This window comes from Polaromonas sp. P3_C2 (genome assembly GCF_056402675.1).
The window spans coordinates 1-16,532 of the sequence record NZ_JBFUGX010000019.1 but is presented as its reverse complement, the minus strand read 5'-3'; the positions used below and the strand labels follow the sequence as shown (position 1 = coordinate 16,532).

Here is a 16,532-nt window from a genome sequence, read left to right as displayed (position 1 = left end):
AGGCTGACGTGCAGGGCGTGGCCGGTACCTGGAAGGATTTGACTGACAACGTGAACTTCATGGCTGGCAATCTGACCAGCCAGGTGCGAGGCATTGCGCGCGTGGTGACGGCCGTGGCCAACGGCGACCTGGAGCGCAAGCTGACCGTGGAAGCCAAGGGCGAGATCGCCGCGCTGGCCGACACCATCAACGGCATGACTGACACCCTGGCCACCTTCGCCGATCAGGTAACCACGGTGGCGCGCGAGGTCGGCGTGGAAGGCAAGCTGGGCGGGCAGGCCAAGGTGCCCGGAGCCGCCGGCACCTGGAAAGGCCTGACGGAGAACGTGAACCAGCTGGCTGCCAACCTGACGACCCAGGTGCGCGCCATTGCCGAGGTGGCCACTGCCGTGACGCAAGGTGACTTGACGCGGTCCATCACGGTCGAGGCGCTCGGTGAGGTGGCGGCGCTGAAAGACACGATCAATGAAATGATCCGCAACCTCAAGGACACGACCCAGGTCAATACCGAGCAGGACTGGCTCAAAACCAATCTCGCCAAATTYAGCCGGATGCTGCAGGGCCAGAAAGACCTGGTGGCCGTGGGGCATCTGATTCTCTCGGAGCTGGCACCGGTGGTTGGCGCGCAGCAGGCGGAGTTTTATGTGCTGAGCTACACGCAAGAGAGGCCGCGCCTGCGTCTCATGGCCAGCTACGCCTCCGAAGGGCAGGGCGCTTACGGCAAGGAAATCGACTTGGGCCAGGGCCTGATAGGCCAGTGCGCTTTCGACAAACAAAAGATCTTGTTGACGTCCTCGCTACCGCAGGGCCTCAAGATATCGTCCGGCCTCACCGAAGTGGCGCCTATGGACATCCTGGTGCTGCCCATCATCTTCGAAGGCCAGGTCCGCGGTGTGGTGGAACTCGCCTCGGTCGAGCGATTCAACCCAACCCACCAGGCTTTCCTGGACCAGCTCACTGAGAGTATCGGCATCGTGATCAACACGATTGAAGCGAATATGCGCACCGAGGACTTGCTGACCCAGTCGCAGTCCCTGGCGCAGGAGCTGCAAAGCCGGCAGGAAGAACTGCAGCAGACCAACGAGGAACTGCAGGAAAAGGCCCATCTGCTGGTCCAGCAGAACGACGAGGTGGAGCGCAAGAACCAGGAGGTCGAACAAGCCCGGCAGGCACTGGAAGAAAAGGCCAAGCAGCTTTCGCTCACGTCCAAGTACAAGTCGGAGTTTCTGGCCAATATGTCGCATGAGTTGCGCACACCGCTGAACAGCCTGCTGATCCTGTCCGATCAGCTGTGCAAGAACTCGGAAGGCAACCTGACCAACAAGCAGGTGGAGTTTTCCAAGACCATTCATTCCTCCGGCAACGACCTGTTGATGCTGATCAACGATATCCTGGACTTGTCGAAAATCGAGTCGGGCACGGTGGTGGTGGACGTGAACGAGCTGCGGCTGTCCGATCTGCAGATGTACGTCGAGCGCACTTTCCGCCATGTGGCCGAAGCCAAGAATGTGGATTTCCTGATCACTACCGGGCTGCAGTTGCCGGTTTCCATGGTGACCGACGTCAAGCGCCTGCAGCAAATTCTCAAAAACCTGTTGTCGAACGCCTTCAAATTTACGCACCAGGGTCATGTGGCCCTGGCGATAGAAGAAGCCTTTACCGGCTGGAGTCCGGACAACGAGGAACTCAACCGCGCGCAGCAGGTGCTGGCGTTTTCCGTCACTGACACAGGTATCGGTATTTCCGCCGACAAGCAGCAGATCATCTTTGAAGCCTTCCAGCAGGCTGACGGCAGTACCAGCCGCAAGTACGGCGGTACCGGTCTGGGTTTGGCCATCAGTCGCGAACTCTCGCGCCTGCTGGGCGGCGAAATACGCCTGTCCAGCGCGCCGGGAGAAGGCAGCAGCTTTGTGCTCTACCTGCCGCTGGTCTACGCTTCGACGCGCGTAGCGCGCAAACAGGGCAGCAGCGCCGAGCAGCGCTTCGAGCCGGCCGCGCCGATCAGCCGCCTGGGTTTCGAGAAGATGGAAGTCGCCTTCGATGATTCCGTTCTGTCGCTGGACACGCACTCTGCGGCCAATGAGGCTGCGGATGACCGGCACACCATCCAGCCTGGCGACTTTGTGCTCCTGATTGTGGAGAACGACCTGGCCTTTGCCAGCTTTTTGCTTGATGCCGCAAGGGCCAAGGGGTTCAAGGGCCTGGTGACGTCGCTGGGGGCCCGCGCCCTCACGCTTGCCGCCGAGTTCAAGCCTTCGGCCATCACGCTGGACATGCATCTTCCCGACATGGAGGGCTGGCGCGTGCTCGAGCGCATCAAGCAGGACTTCAGCGTCAGGMACATTCCGGTTTGCGTGATATCCACCGACGATTCCAAGGAGCGCGCCTATCGATCCGGCGCCATGGCATTCATCGAGAAACCGATTCCAGCCAAGGAAGTTCTCGACGAAATGCTGGATCAGCTGCACCGTTATGTGTCGCGCCCGGTGCGGCACGTGGTTGTTGCCCTGATGGACGAAGCGTTGCGTGCCGAGGTCACCGGCCTGCTGGGCGGCAGCCATGTTCAGTGCCTCGCGGTGCCGTCACTGGCGGACGTCAAACCCGAGGACTTCGCCCGCTTCGAATGCGCCGTGATTGATGAGGCGTCACTGGCGAACGGGTTCGACCGCTTGCGAAATGCCTCGCCCGCAGCCTCGGTGCTCGGGCCGCTGCAGATGGTGGTCTGGCGTGAAGGCATGATCGATGCGCAGCTTCAGCCTGCTTGGCAGTCACACGACGGCTATTTTTTCCGCGAAGCCAGGTCTGTCCCCCGGGTGATAGACCTGGCCCTGCATGCCCTGCATGTAAGCGAGGCGCGCATGACGGACAGGCAGCGCAGCACCTTGCGAAACTTCCACGATGCCAACAAGTCACTCGCGGGAAAAAGGGTACTGATCGTCGACGATGACATGCGCAATATCTTCGCTCTGGCCACCGTGCTGGAGGGGGAGGGCATGGACATCGTCTGGGCTGACAACGGCCACGACGCCATTGCCAAAGTTGCCTCCGATCCGCAGCTCAGCGTGGTACTGATGGACATCATGATGCCGGTGATGGACGGGCTGGTCACCATGCAGGAGATTCGCAAGCTGCCGGCCGGCAAGACCTTGCCCATGATCGCGGTCACGGCCAAAGCCATGAAGGGGGACCGCGAGAAATGCATAGAGGCCGGCGCCTGGGACTACCTCTCCAAGCCCGTCAATACGGAAAACCTGCTGGCCGTGCTGCGTGCCTGGTTGCCCCGGTGAGTGCCGTCCTCATGCCGCAGGAGCCGGCAAACATGCTGAATCCGGACCTGGTCAACATCCTGATCGTCGACGACCTGCCGGAGAAGCATGTTGTCATGAACAGCATCCTGGAAGAACTGGGGCAAAACATCGTCAGCGCCCGCTCGGGCCGGGAGGCTCTGCGCCTCATCCTGCAGATGGAGTTTGCGGTCATCCTGCTGGACGTCAACATGCCCGACCTCGACGGGCTGGAGACCGCCAGCATGATCCGGCAGTACAAGAAGACAGCGCAAACGCCCATTGTTTTCATCACGGCCTATGTGGACGAGGAACAGGCCGCCAAGGGTTACGCGCTGGGCGCGGTGGACTACATCTCGTCGCCCGTCGTGCCTGGGGTGTTGCGCTCCAAGGTCAAGGTTTTCGTCGACCTGCACCGCATGAACCGGCAGCTTCAGCAACAGGCCGTCGAGCGCGAGGCGCTGGCGCGGTCCGAGGCGGCACGCACCGCTGCAGAGGATGCCACGCGGCGCGCCGCCTTCCTGTCGGATGCCAGCCAACGCCTGTCCATGTCCCTTAATATCGATGCCACTGCCCAAGCGCTGGCGGATATCGCCGTACCGGACCTTGGCGCCATGGCGGCCGTCGCCTTGCTGGACAGCCATGGCGAACTGCACTGTCGCTGCCTCAAGATTGCGGGTGGCCCGGATCCCTCCGCGGGCCCTGTCGTACTCGAATGCCATCGCGAGTTGAGCGCCTCCATGGCGGCGACGGTCCGCAGCGCCATGCTCTCGCGGAAGATAGCGTTTCTGCCCRCAACGGAATTGTGCGCGGCGTCGACGGCCTCCGCGGCAGCCCCGCAGCCTGCCTGGCCGGAGCTGCCGGCGGACCATGAGGAGATGGCTATTTGTCCGCTGGTCGCGCGTGAGCAGATGCTGGGCGCACTCATCCTGTTCGGCAAGGCCGGCGGTTTTGCGCAGGCGGACGCCGCCCTGCTCAGCGAGGTGGTGGGCCGTGCCTCTATTGCAATGGAAAACGCCAGACTCTATACGCTGGTTCAGGAAGCGGATCGCCGCAAGAACGAGTTCCTTGCCATGCTGGCGCACGAGCTCAGGAATCCGCTGGCTCCGATCAGGAACGCAGTGCACATCATTCACAGTTCCCATGTGGTCAACCCGAAAGTTGCATGGGCGCGTGATGTCATTGCACGGCAGGTCGATCACATGTCACGAATGATCGATGATCTTCTGGACGTCTCGCGGATCGTCAGGGGCAAGGTGACGGTTCACATGGAGCCGGTCCTGCTCTCGACATTGTGCGAGCATGCAGTGGAGGCCAGCAGCCCGCTGCTGGCAGCCAGGAATCAGGAATTGACTGTCCGTCTTCCAGCTGAAGCCGTGGTGCTCCAGGGCGATTTGGTGCGCTTGTCGCAAGTACTTTCCAACCTGCTGAACAATGCCTCCAAGTTCACGGATCAGCATGGAAAGATCGAGCTGAACGCTTCGCTGCAGGAGGAGGGCGTCACCCTGTTCGTATCAGACAACGGCCAGGGCATTGAGCCCGAATTCCTGCCGCATGTATTCGACCTCTTTGCCCAGGGCGATCAGGCTCTGGACCGCGCGCAAGGCGGCCTGGGTATCGGCTTGACACTGGTCAAGCATTTGGTCGAGTTGCACAACGGCAAAGTAGAGGCTTATAGCGAAGGCAAAGGCATGGGAAGCCGGATATCCCTTTATTTTCCGGCGAGGATTTCAGGCAACGATGCCGGTCTTCCTGTGGTGGCTGCGCCGGCGGCCGCCAAACCGGTGGCTGCTGTTCCCCGAAAAGTCCTTGTAGTCGACGATTTATGCGCTTCCGCAGAAACGCTGCAAGTGCTGCTGGAGCTGGAAGGTTTTAATGTGAGGATCGCGAATGATGGTGCGTCAGCGCTCCATATCGCCCGGGAATTCGTGCCGGACGTAGTCATCCTCGACATCGGTTTGCCCGGCTTGGACGGCTTTGAAGTTGCTCGCCAGCTGCGCAGTCGCCCGGAATCGAAAACAACGCTGCTGATTGCCTTGACCGGCTACGGCGAAGCCGAAAGCCGGCTGCGCTCCCAACAAGCGGGTTTTGACCATCATGTGGTGAAGCCCGCAGACATCGAATCTCTCCTGGCTATGGTGAGCCAGCCGCGAGTGGAAACAAAAGCCATGGGCGAACAATAGCTCGAGAGGCAGGTCGAAGAGGAATGGTGGGCAACTGCTGCGAGTCTGACCCGCACCCATCACCCGTAAGTCCTTGATTTGGCTGGATTTATTTCTGCGCCAGGGTCAAAGTGTTCACGGGGCATGCAGCAGTTCCGCTAGCCCGAACTCGCTTCCGGCGGTGCACTGCGAATAACCAGTACAGGCACAGGCGACAGTCGCAATATTTGCTCCGCGCCACTGCCCAGCAGCACGCGCCCTATGCCGCGCCTGCCGTGGGAGCCCACCACCACAAGGTCGGCACCCCATAGCTTGGCTGCCGTGGCCATGACTTCGCCGAGGCGCTTGCCGGATTCATCGAGCAGTGCCTGGCTGGCTTCGATACCTGCCGACTGGGCGACGGCCATTGCGTCGGTCAATACCTTGGCGCCGCCTTCGCGCATCATGCCGGCCAGGTCGGCCGAGTACGTGCCATGGGGATCTATCCCGCCCAGGTAGGCCATTTCATTGACGACATGCACCAACCGCACGCTGGCGCTGGTTTCACGCGCGATCTGCAGGCCAGCGACAAGGGCTTTGGTGGCGGTGTCGCTGCCGTCCACGGGAATCAGGATTCGCTTGAACACGGTGGTACCTCACGGGAGTTGAAACGTCATGAATATTGACGATTCCCGGGGACAAACTATTGATGCGGATCAACTGCCGGTGGGCTGGTGCGGCATTTTTTCGCTGGCAGTCTGGCACGACACACAGAATGCGGCGGCCGGCAGCGCTTCCAGGCGGCGCAGATCGAGCGGCTTGCCGCATCCAGCGCATTGACCGAAGCTGCCTTCCCGCAACCGGCGCCGGGCCGCCACCACCAGGGAAAGCTCGGCAGTGGCTCGCGCCGTGTCCATCGCCGCCATGTCGGACTGCGACTCCCGCTCGGCCAGGTCCTTGAAATCCTGCACCTCGCCGCCGGCCTGGTCAGCCGCGAGTTCCTTTTTGTTTCCCCTATCCAAGGCGTCCCGTAATTCGGTTTCGCGCCGGGCCAGGATGCCGCCGAAGTGTCCTGCCAATGTGTTGTCATAGTGCTTCATGAAGAGGCCTGAAAAAAGTGGATGGTCTTTGTGTCTGCTTCAACCGCGATTTTCATGACGCTAGAGAAAACCGATGTTGATCTGGCGCAAGCAGGGGAGAAGCAGGGGCCGCGCCAGAGGCCTTGAACGACGCTTCCAATCCTGCATAAAGTGGCCATTGCGTGCCAGTTGCGCCAAGTCAAATGCGTTGTCGCCCGGTGTGGCCATCATGGTGGACCCCCAACTTCGTTGAAAGGCCGACCGTGAATACCCAGACTTTTGTGATTGCCGCCGCCTTTGCTGCAAGCGCCATGGGCTACGCGGCAGGTGATGCCCGGGCCCAGGCCCCTGAAAGGGCCCAGGCGCCGACCGGGGCCGCCAGCGCGCCGGCCGGCGTGGCCGCGCGGTCAAAGGCGGCCGCGCAGAAAGCTGCACAAGAGGCGGCCGATTCCGCCCGCGCGGCGGCCGACCTGGTCAAACTCACGCTGCAGCTGGCGGRGACCGCCGCCCAGGACGTCTCGAAGCGGACCGCCGCGAATATCCGGGAGCAGGCGCTCAAGGCGGACGAAGCCGCAAGAAAGGCCCGCGAAAAGGCCGAGCATGCCGCCGCGACGGCCACCGACGACATGAAAAAGCTCACGGCAAAGGCGGCCGAGGCGGCCAGGCGGGCGGCGAGCGCAGTGCGCGCGGCGTCGGGTCGCGCCGGGGAAGCGCTGCGCAAGGCCGGCCAGTCCGACCAGGCGCAAACACAGAAGGCCATGAAGGCCACGCAGGATGCCTTGAGAAGCGCGGACAAAGCCGCGCAGGAATCGGCCGAGGCCGGCAAACAGGCGGCGGACAAGGGCGCGGATTCCGGCGCCAAAAAATAGCTGACGGGCTGTGCGGATCGCGCCGGAACCATGAACACCGCAGCCCGAGCCGCCGCCCCCCCGCGTGAGCCGGCGCCCGCGGCCCCGGGACTGAGCGGCGAGGAAGCTGACGCGCGGTTGCGCGCCGACGGGCCCAACCTGCTGCCCGGAAGCGAACCGCAAAGCTTTGGGTGGATCGCACTGGGTGTCGTCAAGGAGCCCATGTTCCTGATGCTGCTCGCGGCGGGCACGGGTTACCTGGTGCTGGGTGACACGGCCGAGGCCACGTTTTTGCTGGCCTCGGTCTTGCTGATCGTCGCGCTGACGCTGTTCCAGGAACGCAAAACGCAGYGGGCGCTGGAGGCCTTGCGTGAACTGTCGGCGCCGCGCGCGCTGGTCCTTCGGGACGGCAGAGAGCTTCGCATTGCTTGCCGCGAAGTGGTCTGCGGGGATGTGCTGGTGCTGCGCGAAGGCGACCGCATCGCCGCCGACGCGGCCTTGCTGGAGGGCGCCCTTGAAGTCGACGAGTCGCTGCTGACCGGCGAATCCGTGCCCAGGCCCAAATTGCCCGAGCCCGAGCAGCGGGACGGCCTTGGACCCGATGGCGAAAGCGGCGCATCGGTTTACGCCGGTACGGTGATCACGCAGGGTACGGGCCTGGCCCGGGTGCATGCCACCGCGGGCCGCACCGCGATGGGCCGCATCGGCGTGGCCCTTGCGACGACGCAGGCTCCGGCCTCCAGGCTGTACCGGCAGTCGCGGCGCATCGTGCGGGGATTCGCCGGCGCCGGGCTGGCCGTCGCCGCGCTGCTGGTGCTGCTGGCCTGGCTCAGGGACGGCCAGGGCTTTGTCGCCAGCCTGCTGCCGGCGATTGCTTTTGCGATGGCGGTGCTGCCGGAGGAGATTCCCGTCGTCCTCGCGGTGTTCCTGGCGCTGGCGGCCTGGCGATTGTCCCGGCAGAAAATCCTCACGCGCCGGGTCGACGCCATCGAGGTGCTGGGCGCGATCACGGTATTGGCCGTGGACAAAACCGGCACCCTGACGCAGAACCGCATGGCGCTCGTTGAGCTGGCGGGTGCGGATGCCGTGTTCAAGGCCGGCAGCGATGCGCAGCTTCCTCCCGCGCTCACGGGACTGCTCGAATGCGCGATGCTGGCCACGCCGCCGAAGCCGTTTGACCCCATGGAAAAAGCCATACGGGTCCTCGGGGATTTGCGCCTGGGCCCGGATTCGACAGCGCGCCAGGGCACCGCGCCGGCGCTGCAATATGCGCTCACGCCGCAGCTACTGGCCGTCACCCATGCCTACGGCGGCGAGATCCAAGGGCGTTATTTCCTGGCCACCAAAGGCGCGCCGGAGGCGGTCATGGACTTGTGCCGGCTCCCGGGGCTTCAACGCGAGGCGGTGCAGCAGCAGGTGCAGGACATGGCGGCAAGAGGCCTGCGCGTGCTCGGTGTGGCGAGCGGTGAGTGGACGGGTACCGCATTGCCCGAAAGCCAGCAGGGCTTCACGCTGCGCTTTGCCGGCTTGCTGGGCCTGGCCGATCCGCTGCGGCCCACGGTACCGCAAGCCGTCCAGGATTGCCGCGAGGCGGGCATACGCGTGATCATGATGACGGGGGACCACCCTGTGACGGCCAGTGCGATCGCCCGACAGGCGGGCCTGCCCAATCCCTCCGACGTGCTGACCGGTGCGGACATCGATGCGCTGGACGATGCCTCGCTGCGGACCCGCTTGAGGAACGCAGCCATCTGCGCGCGGCTCAGGCCCGAGCAGAAGCTGCGGTTGGTGCGCGCGCTGCAGGCCGACGGCGGCACGGTGGGCATGACGGGCGACGGCGTCAACGATGCACCCGCGCTCAAGGCCGCGGATGCCGGGATCGCCATGGGCGAGCGCGGGACCGACGTGGCGCGCGAAGCCGCGGCCCTGGTGCTGCTGGACGACAGCTTCGCCAGCATCGCGACCGCCATACGCCAGGGCCGCCACGTCGACGACAACATCCGCAGCGCCGTGCGCTTCGTCTTCGCGGTGCACGCGCCCATCGTGGCGCTTGCTCTGGTTCCCGCCTTGCTTCGCTGGCCCGCCCTGTTGCTGCCCGCGCAGATCATCCTGCTTGAGCTGATCATTGATCCGGCCTGCTCGATATTGTTTGAAGCTCAGCCGGCGGATTCCCAGCTGATGCGCCGTCCGCCCAGGCCGGCCGCGGATTCGCCGTTTGCCTTGCGCAACATGGTCTATGGCCTGTCGCAAGGCTTTGGCCTGGCCTTTGTTCTGCTCGCGGCCAATTGGTCCCTGCTGGAGCAAGGCTGGCCCGCTGCCGAGGTGCGCACGACGATGTTCGTGAGCCTGGTCGCGGGCCTGTTCCTGCTGGTGCTGGTTCACCGGCATTCGGTGCATATCTTCAGGAATCCCTGGCTCCCGCGTCTGGCCGCCGCCGTGGCCGCGCTGCTTTCGCTGGCGCTGTGGGAGCCTTGGCTGCGCGGGGTCATGGGCTTTGCCGCGCCGTCCGGGCGGGGCGCCGCCTGGCTGCTGCTGATCCTGGGCGCCATGACGCTGTGGCTGCTGGCCCTGCGCTTTGTTTCAACGGCATCGCGCAAGGCGTGAGCGGGGGAGAGTCCTGCGGCAAGGCTGCCGCCCTTGATGTACGTCAAGGGGTGAGCCGGTCGCCTCCCATACCCTTGCTGGTGCCCGGTACCAGACCAGCGCCCGACCAAGCGCCACCGAGCCCAACCTTCGAAGGAACAGAATCATGTCCAACTCCACCCTTATCGTCTGTTATTCCAATACCGGCACCTCGCGCCGCGTGGCCGACCTGCTGGCCAGCCAGTTCCAGTGGCCGCGTGGCGAGGTGCGCGAAACGCGCTCACGCGCCGGCACCGTGGGCATGCTGCGCTGCGTACTGGATTCGCTGCTCAGGCGCCATCCCGAGATCCGCTACGAGGGGCCTGACCCGCGCAGTTTCGGCACGGTGGTGCTGATCGCGCCCATCTGGCTTGCCGAGCTGGCCGGGCCCATGCGCAGTTTTGTGCGCGACCATACCTCCAGCCTCAAGCGGGTTGCCGTCATCTCGGTGATGGGCGGCAAGGGCGCCACCAATGCCTTCGCCGAGATCGACCGGATACTGGGCCGTCCGCCCATCCTGTCGACCTCGTTCACCGCGCGCGAAGTGGATGACGGCAGTTACGCGTCCGACCTGAACGTCTTCGGCGCCGCGGTCCGGGACCACGCGAAGAAGGACGATGTGGTCCGGCCGACGGACCTGTCGCCCAGCGCCGTGTGAGCGCGTTCCTTCCTGCCGCCGCGGTGCCGCCGTTTTTTAACCACCGGAAACCGGAACATGCCCGCCGAGCTGACCATTGCGCCCGCCGGGCCCGCGCCCGCGGATGTGCCGCTGCAGCTTTTGCTGGCCCGCATGGCCAACGGCATTTCGCCCGCATCCGTACTACTGGCGCAGGCCGACTGGCTGAGCCACCTGGCGGCATCGCCGGGAAAACAGGCGGAAATGGCCGCCACCGCCTGGCACAAGCTGCTCCAGTGGACGCAATATGCCGGTCATTCCTGCTACGGCCGCTCTTTAGCGACAGTTGCATCGCTCCCTTGCGCCAGGCCATGAGCGTTCGTAGCGACTTGGATCTGGATATCTTCACGGTTGCCGTCCTGCTGGACTATATCAACCGCATCGCCGATCTCGAGGGACAGCTGGGCACGCTGCGTGCACAGGCGCCGTCGCACACGCATTCACATACCCAACGGGAGGGCCCGGCTTCGTGGCATGAAGCGCATGCGGGTGAAGAAACACAATAGAGGTCGAAGGTGCATGGTACTTATTGCTTCGCGGTGGGCAGCGCGTTCAGCGGAATGCGCAGATAGGACACACCGTTGTCATCCGGAGGCGGAAGCTGTCCCGCGCGCACGTTCACCTGCAGGGAGGGCAGGATCAGAGTCGGCATTTCGAGGGTGGCATCCCGCGCCGTGCGCATCCGGACGAAGGCATCTTCGGTGACCCCGTCATGCACGTGGATGTTCTTCTCGCGCTGTTCACCGACGGTCGTCTCCCACGCGGGCGCTCGCGCCTGCGGCGGATAGTCGTGACACACGAACATCGTCGTCTCCCGCGGCAGTTCCAGCAGCCGGCGGATGGAACGGTAAAGCTGGTGCCCATCGCCGCCCGGAAAATCAGCGCGTGCCGTACCCACGTCGGGCATGAAGAGCGTGTCGCCGACGAAAACAAGGTCTTCCACCGCGTAGGCCATGTCGGCCGGCGTATGTCCGGGCACAAGCAGCGCGGTGACCTCCAGCTGTCCGATCCAAAACCGCTCGCCGTCCTTGAACAGATGGTCGAACTGGCTGCCGTCGGGCAGAAAAGTGCGCTCCAGGTTGAAGAGCTTCTTGAACACCGCCTGAACCTGCCTGATGTTCTCGCCGATCGCAATCTTTCCGCCGACAGCCTGTTGCAGGTAGCGGGCCGCCGACAGATGGTCCGCGTGCGCGTGGGTTTCCAGTATCCATTGCACCTTCAGGCCTGCGGCCACAAGGTGGGCCAGCACCTGGTCCGCCGCCCGGGTATGCGTGCGCCCCGATTTGAAGTCGTATCCGAGCACCGGATCGATCACCGCGGCGTTTCCCGTCGCCGGGTCCGACAGGACATACGACACGGTCCAGGTTTCCGGGTCGAAGAAAGCTTGAATACGCGCTGTACGGCTCATGGGATTTTCTTTCAAGGGTGGCGGGGCATCARCGGGTGGCTCACAGGCTTCGGCTCGGGTCGGCGGGGCCGGAGCCGATCTGGTCCATTCTCCACAAAACACCCAGAACGATCGCAGCCGCGATCGGGCCCGCCGCGGGATGAAGGATGAAGGCTACCACCGGGGCAACGAGCAGGAGCTGCCTCAAACCCCAGCCATAGAGCACGCCGGCCCTGCGCACATACTCGATCCCCGCCGGGGTCCACTGTTTCCTGGCGTCTGAACCGACGGGCATGCCCCCAATGAAGCCGGCATGGTTGTAGTAACGCACCGCCATCACCGAGGAGACCAGCGATGCGAACAGCAAGGCCAGCAGAGCGAGTTCCATGACCAGCCAGGGCTCGAAGGAAGCATGCCAGCGGGGATTGCCGCTCAGCTTCTCGCGCAGCGCGGGCACGGCCAGCGTCAGCGTGCCCATCAACGCAAGCGCGGCCGTGGATGCGGTCATCGACGCCGACATTAATGCGTTGCGAAGTGTCTGCACGGCCAGGATCTCGGAGCCCTGCTGCATGGAGACGGCGGCAAACCATTGCTCACGCAAGCTGGCATGTGCCGCGCGGGCCAGTTGCTCCGGCCTGCGGCGCTGGGCGAAGGCAAGCGTTGCCTCGTAGAAGAGCAGCGCAACGCCGGTAACGCAGGCGGCCAGCCAGACGAGCATCGCCTCCATGGGGTCACCCTGCCTTCGGATGTTGGGGATTGCCCCGCCGTTCGAGCAGTTCGAACGCACCCATTCCCGCCAGCATGGCCGCGACAAAGACGACGGCCTTGCCTTGGCCCATGCCGAGCGCGACGAGCGCCGGGCCCGGGCAGAAGCCGGCGATACCCCAGCCGACTCCGAACAGCAGGCTGCCGGCGACCAGCCGGCGGTCCATGGTACGGGAGGAAGGAAGCTTCATTTCCTGCCCCATGAGGCTCAGGTGGCGGCGACCTGCCACCCCGAATGCAATGGATGCGACGGCGATGGCCCCTGCCATGACCAAGGCCAGCGAAGGGTCCCACGGGCCCGCCAGATCCAGGAATCCGAGTACTTTGGCGGGGTTTGCCATGCCGGAGACCAGCAGGCCCAGGCCGAAGACCGCGCCGGCCAGCAGGGAAAGAAGGTTGTACATGGCCGCTCACCCCACCACAAAGACATGACGCACGAGGAACACCGTGACGAAGCCGGCCAGCATGAAGGCGGCCGTGGCAACCAGTGAACGCGGCGACAAGCGCGAGATGCCGCAAACACCGTGTCCGCTGGTGCAGCCGGAGCCGTAGCGCGTGCCCAGCCCGACGATGAATCCGGCTGCAATCAGGGTTCCGTAGCCGGCATCAATCTGTGGCCGCGGCAGTTGGGCGAACAGGGCAAACAGCAGCGGTGCACCCACCAGTCCCGCCACGAACGCGACGCGCCAGCCGATGTCGCCGCGCGCGGGACGCAACAGGCCACCCAACACGCCGCTGATGCCGGCGATGCGCCCGTTGAGCAGGACAAACATGGCCGCCGCCAGGCCGATCAGGCCTCCGCCTGCCAGGGCCGTCCATGGCGTGAACGCATTCCAGTCGATGTACATCAGTCACTCTTTCCGTTAACAGAAAATTCAAGTCAAGGTCCGTAGATCGAAGTATCCTTGTTCCGCACCGTTCAGGGGCGCAGGTTTGCGCAGGCGTCGTGGCGGGGACCCGGCATCGCAACACCCCGCGCCTTGGCACGTTCGGCCATCTCCTTGAGGTGTTCGTCGCGGAGCCGGCGGCATTCCTCCACCGATCTGACGTTCAGCATCTGCTGCCGATGGGCGTCGCGCTCCTCGCGACTCATCATCATCCAGCCGGGCGTGAAATCGCGGCCAATACCGGGACCCATGCCGGATCGAGGACCGGGCCTGGCTGCGGACGCAGCCGGTGCTGCGGGCGGGGCGGGCTGCTGCGCCACGGCGGCGCCGGCGGCCAGGAAGGCGAAGCCAAAGCTGAGAAGGTGAGTTGAGTGCATACATTTCTCCAGCGTTAAAGGTAGATCCACGATAGGCCTTCGCCGGGTGCTGTAATTTGTGCTGGATCAAGTAGCGGCATCGTGGCGTGGCGCTTGGGCGGACCGGATGCCGGCGGCCACGAAGTTCTCCGGGAGGCTGTCAGTGTCCGGTGACCAGGCCGATAGCGGCCTGGTGCTTCCGCTGCCGGCCCAAGGCCAGCAACTGGGCCTCGCTTGGGTTGTCTACGGTCTCCCAGCCGGCGATACACGGCGCCAGGGAAGGGCGATGTTTGTCGACGTAGTGGCGGAAGTCGGCCTGTGCCGTGTGCCCGCCCGTCACCAGGATGGATTCCATGCCGTCCAGCGCATCGCAGACATCGCCGAAAAATTCATGCCGGGTGCGCACCTCGCTGCCGTGCTGGGGCGTGGCATGGGAATGCGCGCGCAGCTTGCGCGCCTCGGCCTGTTCGGCGTTGAACTGGATCAGCTGGGCCTGGTGATGGTCCAGCCAGACCACGGCATGAAGAAAGGGCATGTGGGTACTCCTGAAAAAAATGGGCGGAAACAGGCCACCGCTTCAGGCGGTGACTTCCAGCTTGTTGACGATGCGGGTGACGCCCCTGGCGGCGAATGCCGCGCCGGCGGCCGCTTCGCGCTCGGCCAGGGAGTGCACCTTGCCGTGAAGGGTGACGACGCCGCCTTTCACGTCGATCTGGATGTGCCGGGCTTCGCGATCGGCCTGACGCTCGAGCGCGGCGGAAATCTCGGCCGCGACGTCCCGAATGCTGACGGTGGGCTTGACAACGATGTTGTTGGACAGGCCGCGCACGCCCACCAGGCCGCGCACGCATTTTTCGGCGGTGCTGGACTGGTAAGCCCAGTCGACGTCGCCAGTAAGGGTGACCCATCCTTTTTCGACCTCAACCTTGATGCGGTCCAGCGGCAGCAACACGCTCCAGCGCAGCGCGGATGCGGCGACTGAGGCGATCTCGGAATCGCTGCGATGGTGGGCGGCCACCAGTTTCACGTCCAGCTCGATCGCCAGCCCGCGCACACCGGCTACGCGGCGCACGGCCCGCTCGGCCGCGACTTTTTCGGCGAAGGTGTTCAGGTGCCCTGTGAGCGTCACCACGCCGTCATTGACGAGAACACCAATGCCGGCTGAGTTGACGGCAGGCTCCCAAGCGAGTTCGGCGGTGACATCGGCCTTGAGTTGCATATCGGTTTTCATGGTTCTTCCCCTTGAATGTGTTCATCATCCGCACAAAGCGGGTATGTCACTGTAGGGAGGCGCGGACGTGCTTGCCTTGACATTCGTCAAGCAGCGGCGTTACGGGCCGGGATACGCTGAACACCGGATCAAGACACAAGGACTTCGCTATGAAATACGGGATAGGCCCCATCGAAAGAAGGCTTCGCATCGCAGCCGGCATCTTGCTGCTGGCGCTCTTGTTCGCGCTCGACGGAAATGCCCGCTGGTGGGGCTTGGTGGGCCTGATTCCGCTGTTGACAGGCTTGTTCAAATTTTGCCCGCTTTACTGGGCTATTGGTTTGGACTGAGCGTCTGTTCCAGCATCCACCTGGCGCTTGATTGCCGCAGGAATGCGCAGCGGAACATAGGCTGTGTTCCCGTCCCGCAGCACCAGCAGCGCAATGCTGGAACCAGGTTCCTGACGGGATAACACGCGGTCAAAATCCGCCACGCTGTCCAGCCTGAATTCATTGGCGGCGATAAGCACGTCTCCGGCTTGTATGCCTTCGCTGCGTGACACTCCGGCGGCCCGACGCACCAGCAGGCCGCCATCTATGCCCAGTTGTGCCTGCAAGTCCTTCCCGGACTCGGTCAATCCGAGACCCAAACGAGGGAGGTCGCCGGTGACCGGCGCCGCCAATGGGCGCTRCGCGCCTGCAGGTGCCTCCGCCAGCAGGATCGTTGCCGTTTTTCTCCGGCCCTCGCGCCATACCTCCAGCGTGCCTGGCGTGCTCGTCCCATGGTCGCTCATCTGCAATGCCAGGCTGCTGAAATCCCGGACCTTTGCACCGTTAAAGGCTGTGATGATGTCACCGCGCTGCATACCTGCCAGAGCAGCAGGCCCTCCAGGCGTGACCTGCACAACCAGCGCACCCGTGGGGTCGCGCACCCCGAAGGACTGCGCGAGCGCGGCGGTCATGCCCTGCAGCCGGGCCCCCAGCCAGGCGCGCCGTATCTGGCCCTGTGACCGCAGGCGCCATGCGATGTCCATGGCCAGGTTGATGGGTACCGAGAATGACACGCCCATGTAGCCACCGCTACCGCTGTAGATCAGCGAGTTCAGGCCGACGATCTCGCCGTCTGCATTGAAGAGTGGGCTGCCTGAACTTCCGGGATTGATGGCCACATCGGTTTGCAGAAAAGGGGTTTCGCCGCTGCCGGAAAGAGCGCGATTTTTTGCACTGACAATGCCCGCCGTGACGGAGCCCGGAAAACCAAAGGGCGATCAGATCGCC

18 protein-coding genes and 1 pseudogene are annotated in these 16,532 nt (G+C 64.1%); 8 read left to right on the top strand and 11 right to left on the bottom strand.

The genetic code is table 11. The features are described 5' to 3' along the window. Together AC1DWI_RS01965 and AC1DWI_RS01960 are read left to right on the top strand one after the other, a co-directional pair. Positions 1-3,287: response regulator (locus tag AC1DWI_RS01965; protein WP_477724303.1), on the top strand; the 3,287-nt coding region annotated here is incomplete at its 5' end. Between the two features lie 32 nt (positions 3,288-3,319). Then, complete coding sequence (locus tag AC1DWI_RS01960; RefSeq protein ID WP_477724302.1) at positions 3,320-5,467, top strand: response regulator; 2,148 nt, start codon at positions 3,320-3,322, stop codon at positions 5,465-5,467. A 137-nt stretch (positions 5,468-5,604) separates the two neighbouring features. On the opposite strand, the gene AC1DWI_RS01955 is transcribed toward AC1DWI_RS01960, so the two are convergent. Then, positions 5,605-6,072 (bottom strand): universal stress protein, encoded by a 468-nt coding sequence (locus tag AC1DWI_RS01955; RefSeq protein WP_477669599.1) that lies wholly within the window; start codon positions 6,070-6,072, stop codon positions 5,605-5,607. A gap of 69 nt (positions 6,073-6,141) precedes the next feature. Beyond that, positions 6,142-6,525 (bottom strand): TraR/DksA family transcriptional regulator, encoded by a 384-nt coding sequence (locus AC1DWI_RS01950; RefSeq protein WP_477669598.1) that lies wholly within the window; start codon positions 6,523-6,525, stop codon positions 6,142-6,144. A 260-nt stretch (positions 6,526-6,785) separates the two neighbouring features. Here AC1DWI_RS01950 and AC1DWI_RS01945 point away from each other — a divergent pair, with 260 nt between their 5' ends. The 5 genes from AC1DWI_RS01945 (at position 6,786) to AC1DWI_RS01925 (ending at position 11,156) form a co-directional block, all read left to right on the top strand. Further along, entirely contained in the window at positions 6,786-7,373 is a 588-nt protein-coding gene (locus tag AC1DWI_RS01945) for a hypothetical protein (protein WP_477724301.1), read from the top strand. Positions 7,374-7,403: 30 nt separating this feature from the next. After that, a complete protein-coding gene (locus AC1DWI_RS01940; protein ID WP_477724300.1) occupies positions 7,404-9,956 on the top strand; it encodes a cation-translocating P-type ATPase in 2,553 nt (850 codons plus the stop codon). A gap of 145 nt (positions 9,957-10,101) precedes the next feature. Next, on the top strand, positions 10,102-10,632 hold the full coding sequence (locus AC1DWI_RS01935; protein ID WP_477669595.1) for a flavodoxin family protein: 531 nt from the start codon (positions 10,102-10,104) through the stop codon (positions 10,630-10,632). 57 nt (positions 10,633-10,689) lie between these two features. Further along, complete coding sequence (locus tag AC1DWI_RS01930) at positions 10,690-10,965, top strand: poly-beta-hydroxybutyrate polymerase N-terminal domain-containing protein (protein ID WP_477669594.1); 276 nt, start codon at positions 10,690-10,692, stop codon at positions 10,963-10,965. Continuing rightward, complete coding sequence (locus AC1DWI_RS01925; RefSeq protein WP_477669593.1) at positions 10,962-11,156, top strand: hypothetical protein; 195 nt, start codon at positions 10,962-10,964, stop codon at positions 11,154-11,156. Before AC1DWI_RS01930 ends, AC1DWI_RS01925 begins: the two co-directional genes overlap by 4 nt. A gap of 20 nt (positions 11,157-11,176) precedes the next feature. On the opposite strand, the gene AC1DWI_RS01920 is transcribed toward AC1DWI_RS01925, so the two are convergent. The 7 genes from AC1DWI_RS01920 to AC1DWI_RS01890 form a co-directional block, all read right to left on the bottom strand. After that, complete coding sequence (locus tag AC1DWI_RS01920) at positions 11,177-12,058, bottom strand: MBL fold metallo-hydrolase (RefSeq protein WP_477669592.1); 882 nt, start codon at positions 12,056-12,058, stop codon at positions 11,177-11,179. A 40-nt stretch (positions 12,059-12,098) separates the two neighbouring features. Continuing rightward, positions 12,099-12,764, bottom strand: coding sequence for a DUF599 domain-containing protein (locus AC1DWI_RS01915; protein WP_477669591.1), 666 nt, complete (start codon positions 12,762-12,764; stop codon positions 12,099-12,101). A 4-nt stretch (positions 12,765-12,768) separates the two neighbouring features. After that, entirely contained in the window at positions 12,769-13,206 is a 438-nt protein-coding gene (locus AC1DWI_RS01910) for a DUF6691 family protein (protein WP_477669590.1), read from the bottom strand. A gap of 6 nt (positions 13,207-13,212) precedes the next feature. Continuing rightward, positions 13,213-13,650: a YeeE/YedE family protein gene (locus tag AC1DWI_RS01905; RefSeq protein ID WP_477669589.1), complete on the bottom strand. Its 438-nt coding sequence runs from the start codon at positions 13,648-13,650 to the stop codon at positions 13,213-13,215. A 71-nt stretch (positions 13,651-13,721) separates the two neighbouring features. After that, complete coding sequence (locus tag AC1DWI_RS01900) at positions 13,722-14,066, bottom strand: hypothetical protein (RefSeq protein ID WP_477669588.1); 345 nt, start codon at positions 14,064-14,066, stop codon at positions 13,722-13,724. A 139-nt stretch (positions 14,067-14,205) separates the two neighbouring features. Beyond that, positions 14,206-14,580, bottom strand: a complete 375-nt coding sequence (locus AC1DWI_RS01895; protein ID WP_477669587.1) for a hypothetical protein — start codon at positions 14,578-14,580, stop codon at positions 14,206-14,208. Between the two features lie 42 nt (positions 14,581-14,622). Beyond that, on the bottom strand, positions 14,623-15,276 hold the full coding sequence (locus tag AC1DWI_RS01890) for a BON domain-containing protein (protein WP_477669586.1): 654 nt from the start codon (positions 15,274-15,276) through the stop codon (positions 14,623-14,625). 149 nt (positions 15,277-15,425) lie between these two features. Between AC1DWI_RS01890 and AC1DWI_RS01885 the strand changes: the two genes are divergently transcribed. After that, positions 15,426-15,605 carry a YgaP family membrane protein gene (locus AC1DWI_RS01885; protein WP_477669585.1) on the top strand — a complete coding sequence of 60 codons (180 nt, stop codon included), beginning with the start codon at positions 15,426-15,428 and terminating at the stop codon, positions 15,603-15,605. On the opposite strand, the gene AC1DWI_RS01880 is transcribed toward AC1DWI_RS01885, so the two are convergent. Beyond that, entirely contained in the window at positions 15,581-16,324 is a 744-nt protein-coding gene (locus AC1DWI_RS01880) for a PDZ domain-containing protein (protein WP_477724304.1), read from the bottom strand. The two genes, AC1DWI_RS01885 and AC1DWI_RS01880, sit on opposite strands and share 25 nt — an antisense overlap. Next, positions 16,316-16,492 (bottom strand): annotated as a pseudogene (locus AC1DWI_RS01875) (trypsin-like peptidase domain-containing protein); the annotation flags it as partial. The gene AC1DWI_RS01880 and the pseudogene AC1DWI_RS01875, both read right to left, overlap by 9 nt. Between the last annotated feature and the right edge of the window lie 40 nt (positions 16,493-16,532).